This is a genomic window from Streptomyces cyaneus, from assembly GCF_004028635.1.
GTDB lineage: Bacteria > Actinomycetota > Actinomycetes > Streptomycetales > Streptomycetaceae > Streptomyces > Streptomyces cyaneus.
Window position 1 is genome coordinate 507,638 of the sequence record NZ_RQJW01000007.1, and the last position, 19,704, is coordinate 527,341.

17 protein-coding genes and 3 pseudogenes are annotated in these 19,704 nt (G+C 71.3%); 7 read left to right on the plus strand and 13 right to left on the minus strand.

Annotated features, from left to right (window positions below; all coding sequences use genetic code 11):
- The first annotated feature begins 50 nt into the window (after positions 1-50).
- Positions 51-986, plus strand: a complete 936-nt coding sequence (locus EHO50_RS27785) for an LAETG motif-containing sortase-dependent surface protein (RefSeq protein WP_128433921.1) — start codon at positions 51-53, stop codon at positions 984-986.
- A gap of 66 nt (positions 987-1,052) precedes the next feature.
- On the opposite strand, the gene EHO50_RS27790 is transcribed toward EHO50_RS27785, so the two are convergent.
- From EHO50_RS27790 to thrS, 3 genes are all read right to left on the minus strand, one after another.
- On the minus strand, positions 1,053-2,132 hold the full coding sequence (locus EHO50_RS27790) for a S1C family serine protease (RefSeq protein WP_128433922.1): 1,080 nt from the start codon (positions 2,130-2,132) through the stop codon (positions 1,053-1,055).
- Positions 2,133-2,229: 97 nt separating this feature from the next.
- Positions 2,230-3,201 carry a nucleoside hydrolase gene (locus EHO50_RS27795; RefSeq protein ID WP_128433923.1) on the minus strand — a complete coding sequence of 324 codons (972 nt, stop codon included), beginning with the start codon at positions 3,199-3,201 and terminating at the stop codon, positions 2,230-2,232.
- A 135-nt stretch (positions 3,202-3,336) separates the two neighbouring features.
- Positions 3,337-4,584, minus strand: a complete 1,248-nt coding sequence (gene thrS / locus EHO50_RS27800) for a threonine--tRNA ligase (RefSeq protein WP_128433924.1) — start codon at positions 4,582-4,584, stop codon at positions 3,337-3,339.
- A gap of 276 nt (positions 4,585-4,860) precedes the next feature.
- On the opposite strand from thrS, the gene EHO50_RS27805 reads away from it, so the two are divergent.
- The 3 genes from EHO50_RS27805 to EHO50_RS27815 all read left to right on the plus strand — a co-directional run bounded on the left by EHO50_RS27805 (position 4,861) and on the right by EHO50_RS27815 (position 7,083).
- Positions 4,861-5,709, plus strand: coding sequence for a helix-turn-helix domain-containing protein (locus EHO50_RS27805; RefSeq protein WP_128434057.1), 849 nt, complete (start codon positions 4,861-4,863; stop codon positions 5,707-5,709).
- Positions 5,669-5,968: a DUF397 domain-containing protein gene (locus EHO50_RS27810; RefSeq protein ID WP_128433925.1), complete on the plus strand. Its 300-nt coding sequence runs from the start codon at positions 5,669-5,671 to the stop codon at positions 5,966-5,968. The genes EHO50_RS27805 and EHO50_RS27810 overlap by 41 nt, the downstream gene beginning before the upstream one ends.
- 299 nt (positions 5,969-6,267) lie before the next feature.
- Positions 6,268-7,083, plus strand: a complete 816-nt coding sequence (locus tag EHO50_RS27815) for a hypothetical protein (RefSeq protein ID WP_128433926.1) — start codon at positions 6,268-6,270, stop codon at positions 7,081-7,083.
- A 32-nt stretch (positions 7,084-7,115) separates the two neighbouring features.
- Here EHO50_RS27815 and EHO50_RS27820 read toward each other — a convergent pair whose 3' ends face one another.
- The 5 genes from EHO50_RS27820 to EHO50_RS27840 form a co-directional block, all read right to left on the minus strand.
- The gene (locus EHO50_RS27820; RefSeq protein WP_128433927.1) at positions 7,116-7,391 is read right to left on the minus strand and encodes a ribosomal protein L7/L12; all 276 of its coding nucleotides are present in this window, start codon (positions 7,389-7,391) and stop codon (positions 7,116-7,118) included.
- A 32-nt stretch (positions 7,392-7,423) separates the two neighbouring features.
- Positions 7,424-8,167, minus strand: coding sequence for a GAF and ANTAR domain-containing protein (locus tag EHO50_RS27825; RefSeq protein ID WP_128433928.1), 744 nt, complete (start codon positions 8,165-8,167; stop codon positions 7,424-7,426).
- A 136-nt stretch (positions 8,168-8,303) separates the two neighbouring features.
- Entirely contained in the window at positions 8,304-9,110 is an 807-nt protein-coding gene (locus EHO50_RS27830) for a TIGR03943 family putative permease subunit (RefSeq protein WP_128434058.1), read from the minus strand.
- A complete protein-coding gene (locus EHO50_RS27835; protein WP_128433929.1) occupies positions 9,107-10,111 on the minus strand; it encodes a permease in 1,005 nt (334 codons plus the stop codon). Before EHO50_RS27835 ends, EHO50_RS27830 begins: the two co-directional genes overlap by 4 nt.
- Before the next feature lie 82 nt (positions 10,112-10,193).
- Positions 10,194-11,543 (minus strand): helix-turn-helix domain-containing protein, encoded by a 1,350-nt coding sequence (locus tag EHO50_RS27840; protein ID WP_128433930.1) that lies wholly within the window; start codon positions 11,541-11,543, stop codon positions 10,194-10,196.
- 99 nt (positions 11,544-11,642) lie between these two features.
- On the opposite strand from EHO50_RS27840, the gene EHO50_RS44170 reads away from it, so the two are divergent.
- Entirely contained in the window at positions 11,643-11,819 is a 177-nt protein-coding gene (locus EHO50_RS44170; RefSeq protein ID WP_164904961.1) for a hypothetical protein, read from the plus strand.
- 97 nt (positions 11,820-11,916) lie between these two features.
- On the opposite strand, the gene EHO50_RS27845 is transcribed toward EHO50_RS44170, so the two are convergent.
- On the minus strand, positions 11,917-12,498 hold the full coding sequence (locus EHO50_RS27845; protein ID WP_128433931.1) for a tellurite resistance TerB family protein: 582 nt from the start codon (positions 12,496-12,498) through the stop codon (positions 11,917-11,919).
- A 460-nt stretch (positions 12,499-12,958) separates the two neighbouring features.
- Positions 12,959-13,297: pseudogene (locus EHO50_RS46115) on the minus strand (nSTAND1 domain-containing NTPase); the annotation flags it as partial.
- A gap of 229 nt (positions 13,298-13,526) precedes the next feature.
- On the opposite strand from EHO50_RS46115, the gene EHO50_RS27855 reads away from it, so the two are divergent.
- Entirely contained in the window at positions 13,527-15,494 is a 1,968-nt protein-coding gene (locus tag EHO50_RS27855; protein ID WP_128433932.1) for an Ig-like domain repeat protein, read from the plus strand.
- Between the two features lie 4 nt (positions 15,495-15,498).
- Here EHO50_RS27855 and EHO50_RS27860 read toward each other — a convergent pair.
- From EHO50_RS27860 to EHO50_RS27870, 3 genes and pseudogenes are all read right to left on the minus strand, one after another.
- Positions 15,499-15,930: pseudogene (locus EHO50_RS27860) on the minus strand (hypothetical protein); the annotation flags it as partial.
- A 1,095-nt stretch (positions 15,931-17,025) separates the two neighbouring features.
- Positions 17,026-17,661 (minus strand): annotated as a pseudogene (locus tag EHO50_RS45240) (hypothetical protein); the annotation flags it as partial.
- A gap of 70 nt (positions 17,662-17,731) precedes the next feature.
- Complete coding sequence (locus tag EHO50_RS27870; RefSeq protein ID WP_128433933.1) at positions 17,732-18,925, minus strand: PP2C family protein-serine/threonine phosphatase; 1,194 nt, start codon at positions 18,923-18,925, stop codon at positions 17,732-17,734.
- A gap of 127 nt (positions 18,926-19,052) precedes the next feature.
- On the opposite strand from EHO50_RS27870, the gene EHO50_RS27875 reads away from it, so the two are divergent.
- Positions 19,053-19,511, plus strand: coding sequence for a hypothetical protein (locus EHO50_RS27875; protein ID WP_128433934.1), 459 nt, complete (start codon positions 19,053-19,055; stop codon positions 19,509-19,511).
- The last annotated feature ends 193 nt before the right edge of the window (positions 19,512-19,704 follow it).

A 19,704-nucleotide genomic window follows, 5' to 3' on the forward strand; every position in this document is an offset into this window, starting at 1 on the left:
AATGAGCCCAGTGATTCTTCTTCGACCACTCACCCCACGATGGGATACGCATGTCCATAGCGAGACGTGTCATGGCGCGACGCCTGCTGGGGACGGGCGCCGCGTCGCTCGTTCTCTGCGCTGCCGGCGTCGCCTCCGCCTCCGGCGCCTGGGCCACCGGTTCGCACGGCGGCGGCGACGGCTGGAAGACCGGCGGCAGCTACCAGCCCGGCACCGGCGCCGGCACGGAGACGGCCACCGACCGCTGCCAGTTCTCGCTCGACGGCACGAACTTCTACGACTCGGTCAAGGTCGACGACCAGAACCTGAAGGTCACCGACGACGGCAAGGTCCACATCACGGTCCGCGCCGCCGCCGACGCCACGACCTGCACCGCCTCGCTCGCCTCCTACCTCGCCCACGGCCCGACCTTCGCCACCTCCGGCGAGCAGGTCTTCGTCGACTTCGACACGGTCACGGTCAAGCCGGGCCAGACCGACACCCTCGACATCGCCGTCCCGGACGCGGGCTGCTTCGCGCAGATCGACCTGTACCGGGGCGCGGTGAAGTTCGACGGCAAGCTCGACGCGAACGACGGCTTCGTCCACGGGGACCTGCCCAAGGGCCCGGACCGCCCGGTCATCAAGGACAAGCTGATCGCGGCCTGGAACGGCGGCACGAAGGACTGCACGACCGAGCCGCCGGCCACCGAGGAGCCGCCGACCACGCCGCCGGCCGAGCCGTCGGAGCCGCCGACCGAGGAGCCGTCGACCCCGGCGGAGGAGACGACGCCTGCCTCGGAGACCCCGTCGACCGAGACCCCGACCCCGGAGCCCTCCGAGTCGACGTCCGCCCCGGCGCCTTCGCCCAACGGCGGTGACGGCGACCTCGCCGAGACGGGCGGCAGCAGCGCGACCGGCCCGATCGCCATCGGCGCGGTGGTGCTGGTGGCGGGCGGCGCGGCGTTCGTCGTGGCGTCGAAGCGGCGTCGCGGGGCTCGTTCCTGATCGCCCCTGCCTGACACGAACGCCCCGGAAATTCCGGGGCGTTCGCACGTCTTGGTGCTCTCGGTGCTATTTGTTCGGCAGCACCAGGTCGGTCTTCCACGGGTCTCCGTACTGCGCGTCGGACTCTTCGGCGCCGATGGCGTAGATACCCTCGACCGTGAGCTTCTCGCCGGGTGCCGACGACTGCAGCACGTCACACAGGTCGCTGACCGTCTTCACCGGTGCGCCCTTGACGTGAGTGATCACGTCTCCGGAGAACAGATTGGCTTTCTCCGCCGGAGAGTTGGTCGTCGTGCTCCCGATGAGCAGTCCCTGCACGTCGTCCTGGAAGAGCTGCTGCTGCACCTCCTCGACGGTCCGCTGGTCCTCCGGATCGGAGAAATAGTCGGCCAGGTACTCGTCGTCCACGGAGTAGACCGCCCATCCGGGATCGTTCTTCCTGGCACCCGCGGCCAGCCCCGGGATCTGTGCCTGGGCGTGCTCTCCGGTGATCGAGTAATACTGTCCCTGCGCCTCGGGATTCACCAGGGTGTTCACACCCACCACTTTGCCGTCGCCGTTCAGCAAGGGCCCTCCGGAATTACCGGGGTTGATCGCGGCGGAATGCTGAACGGTGGCCGGGTAGTGAGGATAGGACGGGCTCGGATCAGCGGCCACGTCCGGCGACTGAACCGTGCCGGAGGTGAAGATGGCCTTCTGGGTGTCAGGGTTCTCGAAAGAACTCGGATAGCCGATGGCCGTGACGTCATCCGTGGTCTCGACGTCGTCACTGTTGCCGAACTCCAGCTCCTTCAGGTCCCCTTGTGTGGCGACGAGCTTGACGACGGCCAAGTCCTGACAGGGATCGCTACCGACGACTTGGGCGGCGACCGGCTCCTTGTTGTCGATGCCCACCTTCACCGCGGCCGCACCGTCCACGACATGGGCATTGGTGACGATGAGTCCCTTGTCGGCGTCATAGACGAAGCCGGTGCCCTGTGCCATGCCCCCGGCGGTGGTGACGATCAGGTGAACCGTCGCCGGAGCGGATTTCTCGAATATTTCTTCCGGCGAGTCATCTGCCGGTACCGCGTGCGCCGTTGTCCCGCTGACAGCGATCAGAACGGCGGAAGCGCACGCGGTTGCCCACTTCGCTTTCACGCGCATATGGCGTCGCCTCCGACCCGCGACTGCGACATCATCACCAGAATAACCGGGCCGGTTCAGCCTGTCCTGTTCACGCAAATGCAGGCTGCCTGTCCCTCTATCCCTCCACGGTCGTCAGATAGAGCTTCACGAATCGGGCCACGTCCACGTCCAACGCCACGTCCACCAGAGCCTGTTCGCGCACGCCGGTGTGGATCTCGGACTCGCCGGGGCGGGGGCGGCGGTCGACGATGGTCTGGCCGCGCGTGGGGCCGGGAGCGAGGGAGACCTCGACGGGCAGGAGGCGGGTGGTGATGCCCGCCGGGTCCACGACCGTGCACACCGCGCCCGCGTCACCGATGCCGCCGGCCTCGGAGTCGGCGGCGACGTCCGGCGTGGCCGGGCGGTGGGACAGCAGGTCACCGGCGAGCCGGGCGCCGGGTTCCGTGCTCGCCCGCAGGCGTCGTACGTCCGCCCCGGGGACGACGACGCGCTGGAAGACGTCCAGGCCGTACATGGTGATCGGCACCCCGGCCGTGAGCGCGATCGCGGCTGCCTCCGGGTCGTGCCACACGTTGAACTCCGCGACCGGCGTGGCGTTCCCGGTGGCCACCGCGCCGCCCATGAAGACGATCCGCTCGATGTTGCGGGTCACCTCCGGGTGCGTGCGCAGGAGCAGGGCGATGTTGGTGAGGGGCGCGGTGGGGATCAGGGTGACCGGGCGCGGGGACGCCAGGATCTCGCGGCGCAGCAGGGTCACCGCGTCCACGTCGGCCGGGGCGCGGGTCGGGGCGGGCAGGCCGATGTCGCCCATGCCGTCCTCGCCGTGCACGTGCCGCGCCGAGCGCGCGGGCTCGATCAGCGGGAGTGCGGCGCCCCGGGCGACCGGGATGTCGGGGGCGCCGGCCTGCTCCAGGACGGTGAGGGTGTTGCGCACGACGCCGTCCACGTCCGTGTTGCCCGCCACGCAGGTGACCGCGCGCAGGTCGAGCCCCGGATGGCGTACGGCGAACAGCAGCGCCAGAGCGTCGTCGACGCCGGTGTCGCAGTCGATGATCACCGGGATGGGCTGCCCTTCGGCGTTCGTCACGGCGAGGCTCCTCTCACGGGTCCGGTGGCGGGCTTACGAGAGCGACCTTACGGTGTGATGCAGGTGGAGTGCGTCGCCGTATGGCGTCGTCGTGCGGTTGCGTGCGTGCGGCGTCATGCGGCGTCCACCACCACGTCAAACGGCGTCCCACAGCTCGGGGCCGCGCGCCGCCACGCGAGCGGCGATCCTCGCCAGCAGCTCCGCGGCGGGTACGGCGCCCGGCCTGCGCCCGCCCCGCAGTCGGACGGCCAGGAGATCGCCGTCCGCCTCGGCCTCCCGCTCACCGATGACCGCCTGGTACGGCACGAGGCGTGCCGCGCGGATGCGGGCGCCCAGGGTGCCGTGTTCAGGACCGGCGATTTCGGCGCGCAGCCCCTGGTGGCGGGCCTGGCTCAGCAGCTTCTCCCCCATCTGGGTCTGTGCCTCCGACACGGGCAGGATCAGCAGCTGCACGGGGGCGAGCCAGGCCGGGAAGGCGCCGCCGTGCTGCTCGACGAGGTGGGCGACCGCTCGTTCGACGCTGCCGATGATGCTGCGGTGGACCATGACCGGGCGGTGTTTGGCGCCGTCGGGCCCGATGTAGTGCAGGTCGAAGCGTTCGGGCTGGTGGAAGTCGATCTGCACGGTGGAGAGGGTCGCCTCGCGGCCGGCCGGGTCGGTGATCTGTACGTCGATCTTGGGGCCGTAGAAGGCCGCCTCGCCCTCGGCCGCCTCGTACGGGATGCCGGAGCCGTCGAGGACCTCGCGGAGCAGCGCGGTGGCCCGCCGCCAGAGGCCGGGGTCGGCGACGTACTTGCCACTGCCCTCGCCCTCGCCCTGGCCCTCGGCCGGGAGGGAAAGACGGTGGCGGGTGGCCCGGATACCCAGATCGGCGTAAGCGCGGGCGATGAGTTCGAGGGCGGCGCGGGCCTCGTCCACCGCCTGCTCCAGGGTGCAGAAGATGTGCGCGTCGTTGAGCTGGATCGACCGTACGCGGGTCAGACCGCCCAGGACCCCCGACAGCTCCGAGCGGTACATGCCGCCCAACTCGGCCATGCGGAGGGGGAGTTCGCGGTAGCTGTGGGAGCGGGAGCGGTAGATCAGCGCGTGGTGGGGGCAGAGGCTGGGCCGCAGCACCATCTCCTCCGCGCCGAGCCTCATCGGCGGGAACATGTCGTCGCTGTAGTGCGACCAGTGCCCGGAGATCTCGTACAGCTCCCGCTTGCCGAGGACCGGTGAGTACACGTGCCGGTACCCGGCCGCCCGTTCGGCCTCCCGGACGTACTCCTCCAGGGTGTGCCGTACGACGGCCCCGTCGGGCAGCCAGTACGGGAGTCCCGCGCCCATCAGCGGGTCGGTGTCGAACAGGTCGAGTTCGCGGCCGAGGCGGCGGTGGTCGTGCATGGCTACTCCTCCAGATGAACGGACGAGCACCCACGACAAAGCCCCGGGGCACTCGCCCCGGGGCTTGAAGATTCGCTCAGGTGTCAGCGCGCCGGGACGGGGTCCGGCGTCGTCGTGAGAGACGGGTTGGCGCGCTGCATGGGGCGACCGTAACAGCGGGTGGGTGGGGATGTCGCGGCGATTTTCCGGTTCGCATCACCAGTGTGAAGTCATCTGGTTACGCTCAGCCACAGACCGGACGCAACGACGCGTAACGTCGACCTTGGGGTGCCCGCCTTGGTTCACATCCGCCAACTCGATCCCACGGCTTCTCCGTTGGACTACTTCGGCTACGAGCTGAGGAGGAAGCGGGAGGAGGCGGGGCTGACGCTGAAGCAGTTGGGCTCGGTGCTGTTCTGCTCAGGGTCGCTGATCGGCCAGATCGAGACGACGCTGAAGGTGCCGACACGGGATTTCGCCGAGCGCGTGGACGCGGCGCTGATGACGGACGGGTACTTTTCGAGGCTCGTGGGGTTGGTTCTGCGGAGCCAGTTGCCTACGTGGTTCCAGCCGTACGCCGACATGGAGGCGAAGGCGACCTACATCTCCACGTATCAGTGCCAGTTGGTGTACGGCCTTCTGCAGACAAGGGCGTACGCGAAAGCGTTGCTGAGGGTGGATCACCCGGACAGGGTCGAGGAGATGGTCGCCGCCCGCATGGAACGGCAGCGCGTCCTGGCGCGCGAACAGCCGCCCGCGGTGTGGGTGGTCCTGGACGAGTCGGTGCTGTACCGGATGGTCGGCAACCGGGGCGTCATGCGCGAGCAACTCGCCCACTTGCTGAGCTTCCGGAACAACCAGTCGGTGCACATCCAGGTGCTGCCGTACTCCGTGGGAGCGCACACCGGAATGATGGGCTCGTTCACCCTCCTGCGCTTCGACGATCACCCCGATGTCTTCTACTGCGAGAGCTACGACCAGGGGCACATGACCGCCAACCCGCAAGTAATCAGGGAACGTTCGGTCGGTTACGCTCGCTTGCAGGCCGCCGCCCTCTCGCCGGAGGATTCGGCCGACCTGATCGCCCGCGTGATGGAGGAACGCTATGGACAACAGCAAGCAGCTGAAGGCCGCGACGTGGCGTAAGTCCAGCTACAGCGGCACCAGCGGCGGCGAGTGCGTCGAGTGCGCCCCGCTCGGCGCTGCTGCCTGGCGCAAGTCCTCGTACAGCGGAAGCACGGGCGGCGACTGCGTCGAGGTCGCCGACCTCACCCCCTGCGTCGCCGTCCGCGACTCCAAGAACCCCGCCCACGGCACGCTCACGCTCACGCCGGAGGCCTTCCGTACCTTCGTGGACTACGTCGGTTCGGGCAAGGGCGCCAAGCCCGGTATCTCGGAACGGTAGCGCCCGCGAGGCGCAGCCAGTCGACACGGAAGGTAGACGCGTACCTGGGTCACGGCGCGAGCCACGTCGTACTGGTCGGGGTCGACTGACGGGGCGGCGCGGGGAGCATCGGCGCCGCTCAGCGTGGCGGCGTACCGGGTCTCCCGCGCGGCCCGGGAGCCGACGGCGGCTGAGGCTGAGCAGACCCCGTCACCCGGACGGCCCGGCGCGCTGGTGATCGTACCCCCGGGGTGGTGCCTTAAGAACACGCACCGATCTTGAGCGCCCGCCTGCCCCCGGCCAGCCAAGGAGGCCCCGCGATGCCCCGTCCCCCGTCCCGCGCCGTCATCGCCTCGACGCTCTCGGCGGCCACCCTGCTGACCACCGCCTCCGCCTGCTCCCTCGTCCGGCCGGAGAGGGCGGTCTCGGGCGTCCCCGCCGCGGTCTCCCCCGCGGCCACCGCCACCGGCCCCCCGACCCCCGCGGCCGCGCCGACCCTCACCGAAGCCCAGGCCCGGGCCGCCCTCATCACGGAGGCCGACCTCGGCGAACCCTGGGTCCCCACCCGGGGCATCGCCACCTGGCGGGACGCCATGCTCAAGGCGAGCACAGAGTCGGCCGAGTGCCGCCGGCTGCTCGACGCCCTGTACGCGGAGGAGCTGTTCGGACCGGACGCCCGTACGCGCGCGTCGACCGGGCTGGACGACGAGTACGACGAGGCCCAGCTGCGCTACCAGGTCGTCGCGCATCGCCCGGCGGAGGTGGACCGGACGTTGGAGTGGCTCGGCAGCCTGCCGAGCACCTGCGGGCAGTTCATGGCGAGGACCGCGGGTGGCGGCCTGATGACCGTGGAGGTCGGCGAGGCGGAGATGCCGGAGGTCGGCGACGCCCGGCGGGGTCTCCACATCGTCCTCAGCGGCGTCTCCGAGGACGAGACCGAGGAGGCGGACGAGAACGAGGAGGCGGGCGCGCCCACGCTCACCCTCCACGTCGCGGCGGTCCGCGTGGGCGACGACGCGATCACCGTGACCAACGGCGGGCTCGGCGAGGTACCGGGCGACGCCACCTTGGCCGCCGTCGAACTGGGCGCCCACCGCCTGGCGGAGGTCAGGAAACGGGGCCGGGTGGAGGTCTGAACCCTCCACCAACCCCTCCACCAACCGCTCCGCTAGGCCATGCGCTCGACCGCGTCCTTGGCCTCCTTCAAGCCCGCCCCGGTGATCTCCCGATAGACCTTGATCGCCTGGATCTTCTTGCCGTTCCGCAGGAGCACGAGGACCTCACCCATCCGCGGGTCGTCCGCGCCAAGCCCCAAGTGGTCGAGAATCAGGTCGAGTTTGCGCTCGACCCGGGCAACTCGCTGATCCGTCTGGGAAATCCTGCTCTGGATGGTGATGACGCCCACGAACGCGGCCAGCACGAAGAAGAGACCCACTATGTCCATGGGCGACGATCCTAGGTGGCCGGTACGGCCGCCTACTCCCGGTCGAACCGCACCCGGTGTTCCATCACGGCCCGAGCCACGTCCAGAGCCGTACTCCCGTCCGCGAACGCGTGGGCCCGCAACCGAGCCAGTGCCTCGTCCGTGCCGACGCCCAGCTGGGCCATGATCATGCCGGTGGCCTGGTAGACCTGGTCGTGGTCGGCGGCGAGGCCGCTCAGCCACCGTTCGCCGTCCTGGTCGCCCGCGTCCTCCGCGTGCGGCAGCGCCATCAGCGCCACCGTCATCATCCCCGCCACCAGCCGTGCCGTCCGCATGTCCCGGGCGGTGAGGTCGCCGGGGGTGTCCCGGTAGAGGTCGAGCGTGCCCACGCACACCGTGTCGTTGCCGAGCGGCATCGAGTACACCGCCCGCACCCCGGCGGCCGTGGCCTGCTGGGCGAAGACCGGCCAGCGCAGGACGTCCCGCCCGGCCGTCAGGTCGCAGGCCAGCACGGGGGTACCGCTCTGTGCGGCGGACTGGCAGGGGCCGTCGCCCAAGGTGGCCTGGATCTCGGTCACATACGCGGCCTGCGCACTGCTCGCGCCCAGCTGGACGGGCATGCCGTCGCTGTGCAGCGACACGCTCGCGCCGGTCACGGGCAGCAGCTGGACGGCGACATCGCACAGCCGAGCCGGGATCTCGCCGGGTCCGGCACCGCGTACGCCGTCAGCGATCGCGTCCGCGGCACCAGTCCGCTCTCGTCCCCGCTCATCACGATGACCGTCTTTGGGCCGCACGGCAGCCTCCTCATCATGGGAGCGGCCTGCTTGGTCCAGGGCCCTCGGGTGGTCGGTCCACCGCTCGCCCGGACGCCGCCCGACTACCCGTGGCACGCCCCGCGAAACCCCGCCGACAGCCGCGCGACGACCGCCTTCACCGCTTCTCGTACGGGTTCGCAGGCTGCGCGGTCCGCCGCACCGACGCCGCGTCCAGGACGGGCGGCCACGCCTCGTCCGTGCCGAGCGCGCCCTTGGGGTGCCAGCTGCCGGTGACGGTGACCCAGGCGTCGACGGGCGGAGCGTCCACGCCCCGGATCTCGACCTTGCTGGTGGTGGCGTCGGCGGCGCAGCAGGCGACGAGAAGGCGGGTGACGTACCAGGTGCCGTCGTCGTCGCGGGTGACGAACCCGGTCAGCCGGACCGTGCGGCCCGCCAGCGACCGTCCGCTGTCGTAGATCGCTCGGGAACCGAACTCCGCCAGCGTCAGCTCCACCGGGTTCCCGGCCGCCAGCGCCGGGAAGGTCCCGACCCCTTGCGCCGCCCGCTGCGCCGCCTCACGTTCGGCGCTGTAGGAGCCGAGCGCGGGGGGCGGGAAGAGGAGGAGGGCGAGGGCGGGGAGGGTGAGGAGCCAGGCGACGCGGGGGCTATGGTGGCCGCCGTGCTGATCGTGGGCGTGGGAATCGTCGCCGGACTTGTCGTGCTCGCCGTGCTCGCGTTGCTGATCGCGGCCGGTGTGTTCGCCGTGCTCTGTGTGCTGGCCCTGCTCGGCGTGCGGTTCCTGTTCCGGTCGCCCGACGAGCGCCGCGGCCACCGCAAGCAGCACCAGCAGGAACCCGGACACGACCAGGTACGGCCGTAGTCCCGCCTGCACATACCGCAGGTACAGCTCGCTGAAGAGTGAGATGCGCAGGATCGCCGCCCCCGTCAGGAGCAGCAGCACCGCCGGCCCGTACCGCCTCACAGCACCCACCACCCCACCAGAGCGCTGCTCACCACGGCCACCACCCATGTCACGGACGAGAACCGCACGGCGAAGGACCGCCCGAACGTGCCCGCCTGGAGGGCGATCAGCTTCAGGTCCACCATCGGCCCGACGACCATGAACGCCAGCCGCGCGGTCGGCGAGAAGCCGCTCAAGGAGGCGGCGACGAACGCGTCCGCCTCGCTGCACACGCACAGGACGACCGCGAGGAGCGCCAGGAGCAGCACCGACAGCCAGGGCGAGCCGGTGAAGAGGTCCAGTACCGAGCGGGGCACGACGATGTTGAAGGTCGCCGCGGCCGCCGCGCCCAGCACCAGGAAGCCGCCCGCGTGCAGGAAGTCGTGCTGGAGCCCGGCGGTGAAGGCGCGCAGGCCGGTGGCGGTGGGGTCGGTGTGCCGTTCGGGTGGCCGCAGCCACTCCTCGCGGCCGAACCGGGCCCACAGCCAGCCCATCACCACGGCCGTGGCCAGCGAGGCGACGAGCCGGGCGAGGACCATCTCCGGCTGACCGGGGAAGGCGACGGACGTGGCCACGAGCACGACCGGGTTGATGGCGGGGGCGGAGAGGAGGAAGGCGAGGGCGGCCGCGGGGGCGACGCCGCGTCGCATCAGGCTCCCGGCCACGGGCACGGACGCGCACTCGCAGCCCGGCAGGACGACACCGGCCGCCCCGGCCACGGGCACGGCGAGCGCCTGGTTGCGCGGCAGCAGCCGGCTGAAGACCTTCTGCGGTACGAAGGCCCCGATCGCCGCCGAGACGACCGTGCCGAGCAGCAGGAACGGCACGCCCTGCACCGCGATCGCCGTGAAGACGGTCCACCAGGCGGCGACGGGCGGGGTGTAGAGGTCGAGGGCGAGCATCGGGCCCAGGACCGAGACGACCGTGGCGATGGCGATGAGCGCGGCGCCGCCGAGCACGGCGTACACGAGTGCGCGTACGGCGATCCGCAGCCCGTCGGCCACCGTCCGCTGGTTCTCCACGCGCCTGTCCCCACCTGTCCGAGCCCGTCCGAATGCCCCCGCGCAGGCTAACCGGTACGACCTGTGCGCAGCCTTGGGTTCCTCACAGAGGCGGCTGTGCGGGGGCCGGTCCGAGCGTGGTCGTGCCGGGGGCCGTACGGTGCCCCAGCCCCGTCCGGTACGCGTCCAGGGCCGCCTCCACCCGCCCCGTGCGGCGCAGCAGGTCACCCAGCAGCCGGCACAGGTCGGCGAGGTCGCCGGCCGCGCCCGCACGCTCCAGCAGGCTCAGTGCCCGGACGTAGTGCTCCTCGGCGGTCTCGGTGTCGTGGGCGTCCTCGGCGATGATGCCGAGGAGGCGGTGGGCGGCGGCGGAGTGCAGGGCGCCGCGTTCGGGGCTGAGGTCGCTGAGCACCTCGTGGAGGAGGGCGGCGGCCTCGTCGGACTTGCCGCTCCGGTGCAGTACGTCGGCGAGTTCTACGGCGACCTGGCTGGTGTAGAGGGCGGCGCGCTGGGCGGTGAGCATGGAGCGGGCCTCGCGCAGCGCCGCCTCGGCGTTCTCCAGGTCGCCGTTCTGGGCGTGGACGTAGCCGCGCATCCAGTGGCAGTTGGCGAGTTCGGTACGGATCTGGAGTTGCCGGTACAGCTCGGCGGCCTTGGCGAGGGAGGCGTCGGCCTCCGTGATGCGGCCCTCGGCGAGGAGCGTGCGGGCCACGGACCGGTGCATGCGCGCGACCAGCGCCGGGTCCGCCGCCTGCGGGGCGAGGGCGAGGGCGTACTCGGCGGCCTGGGCGGCGCGGGCGTGGACGCCCATGTCCATGTAGGGGCCGATGACGCTGGCGTAGAGCAGGAGGAGGGCGTCGGGGTCGTGCAGTCCGCCCCGGTTGAGCTCGTCGAGGGTGGACTCCAACAGGTAGACGGCGTAACGCAGTTCACCGGCGAGGTAGTGGGACACCGCTCGTCCGCGCAGGGCCGGGACGCGGGCCGGCAGGGGGGCGTCGGCTTCGGCGAGGGCCCGTTCGGCCTGTTCGAAGTGGCGTCGGGCGGAGTCGAGTTCACCGACGTCGATGCCACACTCGCCGAGCCCGAGCAGGGCCGCCGCCCGCTCCTCGACGAACCCGTGTGCCTCCGCCTCCGCGAGCAGTGCGGTGTACTGCTGGGCCGCCGCCTCGGCGTCGCCGGTGGCGAGGGCGCGGTGGGCCTCGGTCAGCCGCAGGCGCAGGTCCGTGACGAGGTGCGCGGGGCGTCCGGTGGCGAGTTCCTCGAAGGCGACCCCGAGCCGGCCGGCGATGTGCCGTAACGCGTCGTCGGAGGCGCGGACGCGGCCCGCTTCCAGGGTGGAGATGTACGCGGGGGTGTACGCCGGCTCCGCCAACTGCCGCTGCGTCAGCCCGCGGTCGGCCCGCAGCTGCTGCACTCTTCGCCCGATGGTTCCCGGGTCGTCACGGTCCGACATCGCCCAACTCCCCCTGCACCTCTTGCCGTTCGCGTCCGGCAGCCCCTAGGTTAAACCGCGTATTAAACGTGGTTAACCCATGGCTGTTGCGAGGTCGCCGTGCAGGAACCCACCCGCACCACCGAGCGCTACACCCGAGGCTTCGCCGCGGCGGTGGTCGCCGTGGCGACGTTGATCCTGGCGGGCAACGCGGGCCCGGCGCGAGCGGTGGAGCCAGAGCCGGGGCCTGTCCAGCGACCGGCTCAGCATGTCATCTCGCAGCAGGTGAGCGGCTGAGAGACGCACAGGCGCACAGACGCGCAGGCATAGAGACGCGGAGACGCACAAGCCGGGCCCGGCGAGGTCATCGGGCCCGGCTGTCAGGTCGTCGTCGTCAGAGCTGGAACTCCGCCGGAGAGACGCCCAGGGCCGCGCAGGCCTCCCTGAGGATCGCCTGCTCCGCCTGGGAGAAGTAGCCGTCGGCACCGGCGATGACGATGCCGGTCTGGATGACCGCGCGGGCCTCGGTGGGCTTCTTCGCGGCCTTGGCGATCTCCTGCAGGGCCTCGGTCTTGCCCTGCGGGAAGTTGCGGGTGAGCTGGTCCACATGCCGGTTGAAACGCTGGCGCAGCTGGTCCGGCGGGAAGTTCTGCAGCACGTCGTTGCTGAGGATCATCGACTCCATCTGCTGCCGCTCGGACGGGTCCACATGCCCATCCGCCGCCGCGACCAGGGCACACATCGCCATGCTGGCGTCCCGGTACGCGCCGCTCTTCAGCTCCGTCTTCAAGGAGCCGAGCTGCGACTTCACCAGGCCCACCAGCTGAGCCTTCGAACCGCCCCTCGAGCCGCCGGCCGCCGCCGGGCCGCCGTGGCTGCCGTGACCACCGTGGCCGCCAGTCGTGCCGTGGCCGCCGCCCTGGACCTGCTGCTGGAGTTGCTTGGCCTGGTCCTTGAGCCGGTCGAACAGTGCCATTTGACGTCACCTCGGTATTCGTCGGGTCATCCAGGTCAGCGCTCGTGACCCCATCGTGCACGCTCAACCCGATCAACGCCCACCCGGCAGCAAAGGTTCCACCAAGACACGGCGGCCCCACGGCAACGGTCGGGCCACTGCCCCGGCCGAGGGGGGGTCGGACCGGGGCAGTGCCAGGTCGATCGTCACAGGGCCGGAAGTTGATTGGCCAGCCATTCCATCAGGTCAATCAATCCACCCGGTCGGCCGTCAGGCCGGTCGATCCATCAGGTCGGTCGATCGCCGCACAGCCTGCGGCGTACTTCACCCCCGTGTCGTGGAGGTCGGCCGGCTGCCCGCCCGACCGGACGTCCCAGACGCGCACCCCGCTCCCGTTCACCGCGGCGAGCCTCCCCCAGCCTTCGGCCGGGGGGACCCCCGTCTCGCTTCGCTCGTCGCCGCCGAGCGTCAGCAGCGACTCGACCATCCGCAGCAGCAGGCGCCGGGCGGCGGCGGCCTGGGGTGCGGTCAGCTGCCCGTACGCCTCCTCGGCGCTCGCCGCGATGGCACCGCGCACGCCGCCCGCCGCCTCGTACGCGGCCAGGGTGAGCAGCCGGCCCTTGCGGCGCCGCCATGTGTCGAGGAGGGCGTGCGAGAGCATCGGCAGTCCGCCGGGCTCGTCGAGGACCTCCTCCACGATCCGCGCGGTCAGCTCCCGCTCCACCAGCAGCCCGGCCTCCTGCGCCGGCTTGACGACCGTCTCCCGCAGCTCGTCCGCCGTCATGGGGCCGACCAGCAGTCCGGCGGCGAGCAGCAGGTCCCGCCCCGCCCCTCGGGGCAACCGCCCCTACCGAGCCGCCCCCGGCGGGACACCCCCCTGTCCCGCCGGGGGCACCCCCTTGTTCTCACCGGCCTCTTACGCACCCCCTCACCCGGCTGTCAGTGCCATGACCTAGCCTTCGATCACTCACGGCGGTACGCGTGCCCAGCCTTTTGCTCCTGCCGCGCCCGCCCTCGATTCTTTTTCGTTCCGGGGGGTTCGAAAAACCGTGCGCAGACGCACTCTTCCCATTACCGCGACGGCACTCGCGGTCCTCTTCAGCTCGGTCGCCCTGGTCGCGACCGGCACCGGGTCGGCGGCCGCCGACTCCAGCACGTCCCTGCCCCTGAAGTCGACCGGCGACATCGTCGTCGACGGGGTCCACCAGCGGGTCTTCATCAGCGACCCGACCGCGGGCCAGGTCGTCGTCACCGACTACGCCGGCGCGCTCGTCGGCACCATCGGCTCGCTGCCCGGCGTCCGCGGCCTGGAGCTGTCTCCCGACTCCGGCACCGTGTACGCCGCCGTGGGCGACGCCGACGCGATCGTGGCCATCGACACCGCGACCGCGACCGAGGCCCACCGCTACTCCACCGGCACCGCCGACCCGCAGTACCTCGCGGAGACCGGCGGCAAGATCTGGTTCGGCTACGGCGGCGCCGCCGAGGGCAACATCGGCTCGCTGGACCTCAGCGGCACCGACCCGGCCGTCACCCTGAACCAGGCGCCCACCAACGCCTGGTACTCCGCCCCCATCCTGGACGCCTCCGCCGGCGCGCCCGGCACGCTGGTCGCGGGCGCCCCCGGCCAGAGCCCGGTCGTCCTCGCGGTGTACGACGTCTCCTCGGGCACGCCCAGCCAGACCGCGTACGCCTTCGACCCGGGTTCCACGGGCGGCGGCAACCTCATGGACATGGCCGTCACGCCCGACGGCAAGGACGTCGTCACGGCCAGCGGCGCCCCGTACTACCAGGCGGTCTACAAGCTCACGGACCTGTCCAAGGACGGCAAGTACGTCACCAACCCGTACCCGAACGCGGTCGACATCGCTCCCAACGGCGATGTCGCGGCGGGCACCAGCTCGACGGACGAGGCGGACGTCCACCTGTTCAAGCCGGGCACCTCGCTGCCGCTGAAGGAGTACACGTTCGGCTCCGACCAGCTCGCCGCGCGCGGGCTCGCCTGGGCGCCGGACGGCAGCAAGCTGTTCGCGGTCTCCAGCAGCAACACGCTGTACGTCTATGACGACCCCACCAAGGTGTCGTCCACCCTCACCGTGTCCGCACCGGCCACCGCGACCCGCGCCCAGCCGCTGACGGTGACCGGCACGCTGACCTCGTCGGCCGCGTTCCCTGCGGGCACCACGGTCGCCGTCACCCGCACCGACGACGAGTCCCCGAGCGGCAAGTCCCTCGGCACGGCGACCGTCGCCGCGGACGGCTCGTACTCCTTCACTGACACCCCGCCGGCCGGCGGCAAGGTGAGCTACACCGTGACCTACGCGGGCGACGCGGACCACGCGGGTGCCACGGCCTCCGGTTCGGTGACCGTCGCCAAGACGGCGACGACGGTGACGCTGAACAACAACCTCAAGGTGTACGGCTACGGCAGCGACGTCACCTTCACCGCGCACCTCGGCACCACGTACAAGAACCGCACCGTGGAGATCTGGGCCGACCCCTACGGCTCCGACAAGCCCAACACGCTGGTCAAGAAGGGCACGGTCGACTCGGCCGGCAACCTCACGGCGACGGTCCACCTCACCCGCGACACCAAGGTCAGCGCCAAGTTCACGGGCGACACGCGGTACGCGGCGAAGACGACGACCAACACGGTCTACACCAAGGTGGCGATCTCCACGTCGCTGGTCGGCGCCTACAAGACGGCCACCGCCTGGAACGCGAAGTACTACTACTTCCACCAGTCCAAGGACCCGGTCTTCAACACGACGATGACGATGTACCCGGGCCGCAAGTACCAGTTCCAGATCCAGCAGTTCTACAGCGGGGCCTGGCACACGAACACGACCCAGTACTTCGGCCTGGACCGCTACGGCAAGGACTCCGTCCTCCTGGACGACACCCCGCCCACGGGCGTCCGCTTCCGGATCCGCTCGTCCTACATCGACACGACGTCGAGCGACAACGTCAACGCGACGACGTACGGCGGCTGGAAGTACTTCACCTTCACCCGCTGAACCGTCACCCGCTGACCTGCAGCTGCCGCAGCCGCCGATGGACGTTCTCCAGAGCACCCCGTCGGCGGCCCGGCACCCGCCCCCTCAACTCCGCGAGCGCAGAGCCCAGTTCACGCGCGTGTGCCGTGTCGTGGATCTGCCCCCACTGATGGTGGGCCCTGTCGACCGCGGCCTCCACCGCGGGCATGTCCGGTGCCTGCCCCGCGGAGAGCCTCGCCGAGGCAACCGTCAGCCAGGTCCGGCAACTGCGCACCGAGTCCCCCGCCAGCATCGCCAGATCCGCCCGCACCTCGATCCAGTGCAGGGCCTCCTCGGAGTACGGCCCATAACTACGCACAGCAACCTGCTCATGATGCGCAGCCAACGCATCAGCCTCCCCAGCCCGCCCAGCCTCCAAAGCGGCAGCGATGTCAGCATGCGGATCCCCCGGCAGGGGACTGTGAGCGGGGCTCGGCGCGAACACCAACGTGGGGGTGGGCACGGCAGCCGGCATGGGGACGGACGCGGAAGCCGACATGGGGGCTGGCGCGGCAGCCGGCATGGGGCTCGGCACGGACGCGGATGCGGGGCTGTGGGCAGGGAGCTGCGGGGGACTGTGCTGCGGGATCGGCGGTAGCTTCTGCGTGGCACTCGCCGGCGACGCCGGTGCGGAAACCGGGGCGGAGCTCGGCATGGAAGCCGATGCGGGGCCCGGCGCAGAAGCCGCCGCGGAAGACGGCACCGGATTCGGCTCGGAAGCCGATGCGTGGCTGTGGGCAGGGATCTGCGCGGGGCTGTGCCCTGGGGTCGGCTGGAGGTTCTGCGCGGTATTCGACGCGGGAGTCGGCACGGGACTCGACGCCGGAGCCGCTGTGGAGGTCGGCGCGGAAGCTGATGCGGAGCTCAGCGCGGATGTCGGCGCGGGACTCGGCCCGGAAACCGGCACAGGGCTCGGCGCCGAAGCCGAGGCCGCGCTGGGTACAGAGATCTGCGGGAGACTCTCCCCTGAGACCGGCGAGACGTTATGCGCGGCACCCGACGCCGAAGCCGACACCGCACTCGACGCGGAAGCCGCCGCAGAAATCGGCGCTGAACTCAGCGCAGAAGTCGATGCGAGGTTCGGCGCGGGAGTCGGCAAGGCACTCGACGCTGAGGCCGCCGTGGAGCTCGGCCCGGAAGCCGATGCCGGGCTGTGGGCAGGGACCTGCGGGGGATTCTGCACTGGCATCGGCGGGAGGTTCTGCGCGGCACTCGACGCAGGGCCCGGTACGGGACCTTGCACAGGAACCGACCCAGGAGTCTCCGCGGAACCCCGCACAGGACTCAGCCCAGCAACCGGCGAGGGATTCTGCGCGGCACCCGCCGCAGGCACCGGCACGGAACCCCCCACAGAGACCGGCACCGAACCCTGCCCAGAACCCGCCCCAGGCACCGGCACCGAACCCCGCGCAGAACCCCCCACAGGCACCGGCACCGAACCCGCCCCAGGCACCGGCACCGAACCCCCCACAGCAGCCGCCGTCGGGGTCGGTGTCGGTGTCGGGAACTGGGTTGGGCCCTGGGCGGTCAGGATGATGTCGGTGCCTGGGCCGGAGTCGGGGGCGATTCGGGAGAGGGCCTGCTGGTGGAGTTGGTCGAGGGGTGGGCGGTGGCCGCTGCGCAGGAGGGTGGCGACGGCCTTCATGTAGGCCGGCCCTGCCACCGTGCGCCGGTTCGGCGGGGGCGCGACACGGCCGTACACCGTGCTGTTGCGGCCCGAGTCGAGGGGGTTGGCAAGGAGCCACTCCCAGGCCTCGGCGTCGGCGTGCAGGTCGAGGAGCAGGGTCGTCGAGCCCGGTGCGCGCAGGCGCAGTTCCTCGCGGAACCAGTGCCAGGGGAAGCCGGTGTAACGGACCGTCGCGGGGGTCGTCCGGGCCAGCGCGAGGTGGGGCAGGTGCTGGCGGCGGTCCAGTTGCAGCTGGCCGGTGACGAAGACGGTGAGCGGGGCGGGGGCGGCCGCGGCGGCGCGCAGGCGGGTGAGGACGGCCTGCGGTTCCAGGGGGTCGGCGAGTTCCACGACGTTCGCCGTGTCCGTGCCGGACAGCACCGTGGGCGGGACCGCGGCGAGCACGGGGAGCACGGAGGCGGCGTCCACCAGACAGCCCTTGCCCGCCGGTGCGGCGGCCAACAGCAGCACGGTTCCGGGCATCGGTCCCTCCCCATCCCCCGTCGATCACGTACGGCAGCACCGTAACCGCTGCGGCTGCAAAGAGGGGATCTCAGGACCGCAAACGTCCATTTCCATCCCCATTCCCCCGCATCCCGGCCCCCCGCCGTACCGCGAACACCGTCGTGTCGTCGTCCAGATGTCCGCCGCAGTGCAGCAGCGTGCGCTCCCGCACGAACGCGACCAGCCGCCCGGGCTGCGCGAGCCCCGGGTCGGCGGCGACGGCGGCGGCGACCTCGTCGGCGAGCGGATAGAACGCGCCCTCGCCGTCCCGGGCCTCGGTCACCCCGTCCGTGGTCAGCAACAGCGTCTCGCCGGGCGCGAGGGGCACCCGGAGCACGGGGGGCGGACCGTCGGCGGGGACGAGTCCGCCGTAGCCGAGGGGGAGGCCGTGGCCGGGCGGCAGGGACCGTACGCCGTCGGGGCAGACGACGAGCGGGGTCTCGTGGCCGAGGACGACGGCGTCCATGGCGTCGCGCCGCTCCTCGGGGAAGCCGAGCAGGACGGCGGTGGCGAACCGGTCGCCCTCCTCCTTGCCGAGCGCCATGCGCAGCCTGATGTGCCGCTGCATGCGCAGCTCCAGACACACGGCGACCGTCGTCAGGTCCGGCTCGTGGTACGCGGCCTCGCGAAACGTGCCGAGCAGCGCCGCCGCCGCCTCCACCGCGCCGAGCCCCTTGCCCTGTACGTCGCCGACGATGACGCGGGTGCCGTGCAGGCCGATCTGGATGTCGTAGAAGTCGCCGCCGACCCTGGCCTCGCTGTCGGCCGCGAGATACACCGCCGCGTGGTCGAGGCCGCCCCAGCCCGCCGGCAGCGGACGCAGCACGGTACGGCGGATCGTCTCCGCGACGTCCTGCATGTGCAGCATGCGCTGCTCGCCGCGGACCCGGACCGCGCAGGCCAGCGTGGCGAGGACGCCACCGATGCCGGCGAGGACGAGGTCGGGCAGCCCGGCCTGGTACTCGTGCGGCAGGGCGGCGTCCGCGACGACGTAGGTGGCGGGCGCAAGCACCGCGAACACGGCCGTCCACCACACCCCGCAGATCGCGGCCGCGATACCGGGCACCAGCACGATCCAGGACAGGATCCTGAAGTCGCTGCTGGTCTTGAAATCGACCAGCACGATGCCGATGAGCAACAGCAGCGGCGGCACCCAGGCGACGCTACGGCCGCGCACACGCAGCAGCTGCGACCGACGTGCCGCGCCCTGCGGGCCGGCTCCACCGTCGCTTACGGCCCTCATGGGCTTCAGCGAAACACGGCGTTCGGCGAGCCGCATCCGGGTACCCGGGATCCCACCGCCGACTTGCCGAACGGCCGCCCTCAGGTGTGCCCTGGATGGCGGGGGGCGAGGAGAGAGGAGTGCTCTCATGGCTCATGCGGCACCCGCGCCCGGCGGGCGGACTGCGAGGACGCGCACGAGCGGCACGAGCGGCCTGCCCGACGTCTTCAGCGCACGTACTCATCGCATCGCGAGCATCGCCGTACCGATCGTCCTCGGGCTCGTCTACGGCTACTGGGCCGCGGCGAACCGGCGCTCCGGCGGTGAGATCACCGGCTGGAACCTGCTCTTCGGCTTCGTCACCTCGGCCGCGTTCATGGTGCTGTACGTCGCCGTGCGCTGGGTCGCGGAGCGCTCGATCCGCGAGGTGCACGCGATCCTGTGGGCCTCCTTCGCGGGCAGCGCGTTCGGGTTCCTGTACAGCGAGACCGACAAGACTGTCCTCAGGTCGGCGCTCATGGGGCTGGTGATCGGCGCGGTCTTCTTCGGTGTGCTGTTCTACCGCTACTACACCCACGAGGACGCCCAGGGCCGCCGTATCGGCTGACGTACGCACAGATCGGCCCCGGCTGCCACTGGAGCCGGGGCCGACCCGTTCCCCTTCATCCACCCACGGAACCAGGAGCGTCCTTCCGCTCCTTGCTCCTCTGATCCATGAGACACCCGTTCGGGTGAACGCTCCACCGGAGAGCGCAATAGTGCGGCCGGATGCAGGCACACCGCTGGCCCGGCCGCCCCGA

Excerpts from the sequence above, each read along its gene's own strand:
- EHO50_RS27785 (WP_128433921.1), top strand. The coding sequence starts at position 51 with ATGTCCATAGCGAGACGTGTCATGGCGCGACGCCTGCTGGGGACGGGC.
- EHO50_RS27790 (WP_128433922.1), bottom strand. The coding sequence starts at position 2,132 with ATGCGCGTGAAAGCGAAGTGGGCAACCGCGTGCGCTTCCGCCGTTCTG.
- thrS (WP_128433924.1), bottom strand. The coding sequence starts at position 4,584 with ATGCACGACCACCGCCGCCTCGGCCGCGAACTCGACCTGTTCGACACC.
- EHO50_RS27810 (WP_128433925.1), top strand. The coding sequence starts at position 5,669 with ATGGACAACAGCAAGCAGCTGAAGGCCGCGACGTGGCGTAAGTCCAGC.
- EHO50_RS27815 (WP_128433926.1), top strand. The coding sequence starts at position 6,268 with ATGCCCCGTCCCCCGTCCCGCGCCGTCATCGCCTCGACGCTCTCGGCG.
- EHO50_RS27820 (WP_128433927.1), bottom strand. The coding sequence starts at position 7,391 with ATGGACATAGTGGGTCTCTTCTTCGTGCTGGCCGCGTTCGTGGGCGTC.
- EHO50_RS27840 (WP_128433930.1), bottom strand. The coding sequence starts at position 11,543 with ATGTCGGACCGTGACGACCCGGGAACCATCGGGCGAAGAGTGCAGCAG.
- EHO50_RS27845 (WP_128433931.1), bottom strand. The coding sequence starts at position 12,498 with ATGGCACTGTTCGACCGGCTCAAGGACCAGGCCAAGCAACTCCAGCAG.
- EHO50_RS27870 (WP_128433933.1), bottom strand. The coding sequence starts at position 18,925 with ATGAGGGCCGTAAGCGACGGTGGAGCCGGCCCGCAGGGCGCGGCACGT.
- EHO50_RS27875 (WP_128433934.1), top strand. The coding sequence starts at position 19,053 with ATGGCTCATGCGGCACCCGCGCCCGGCGGGCGGACTGCGAGGACGCGC.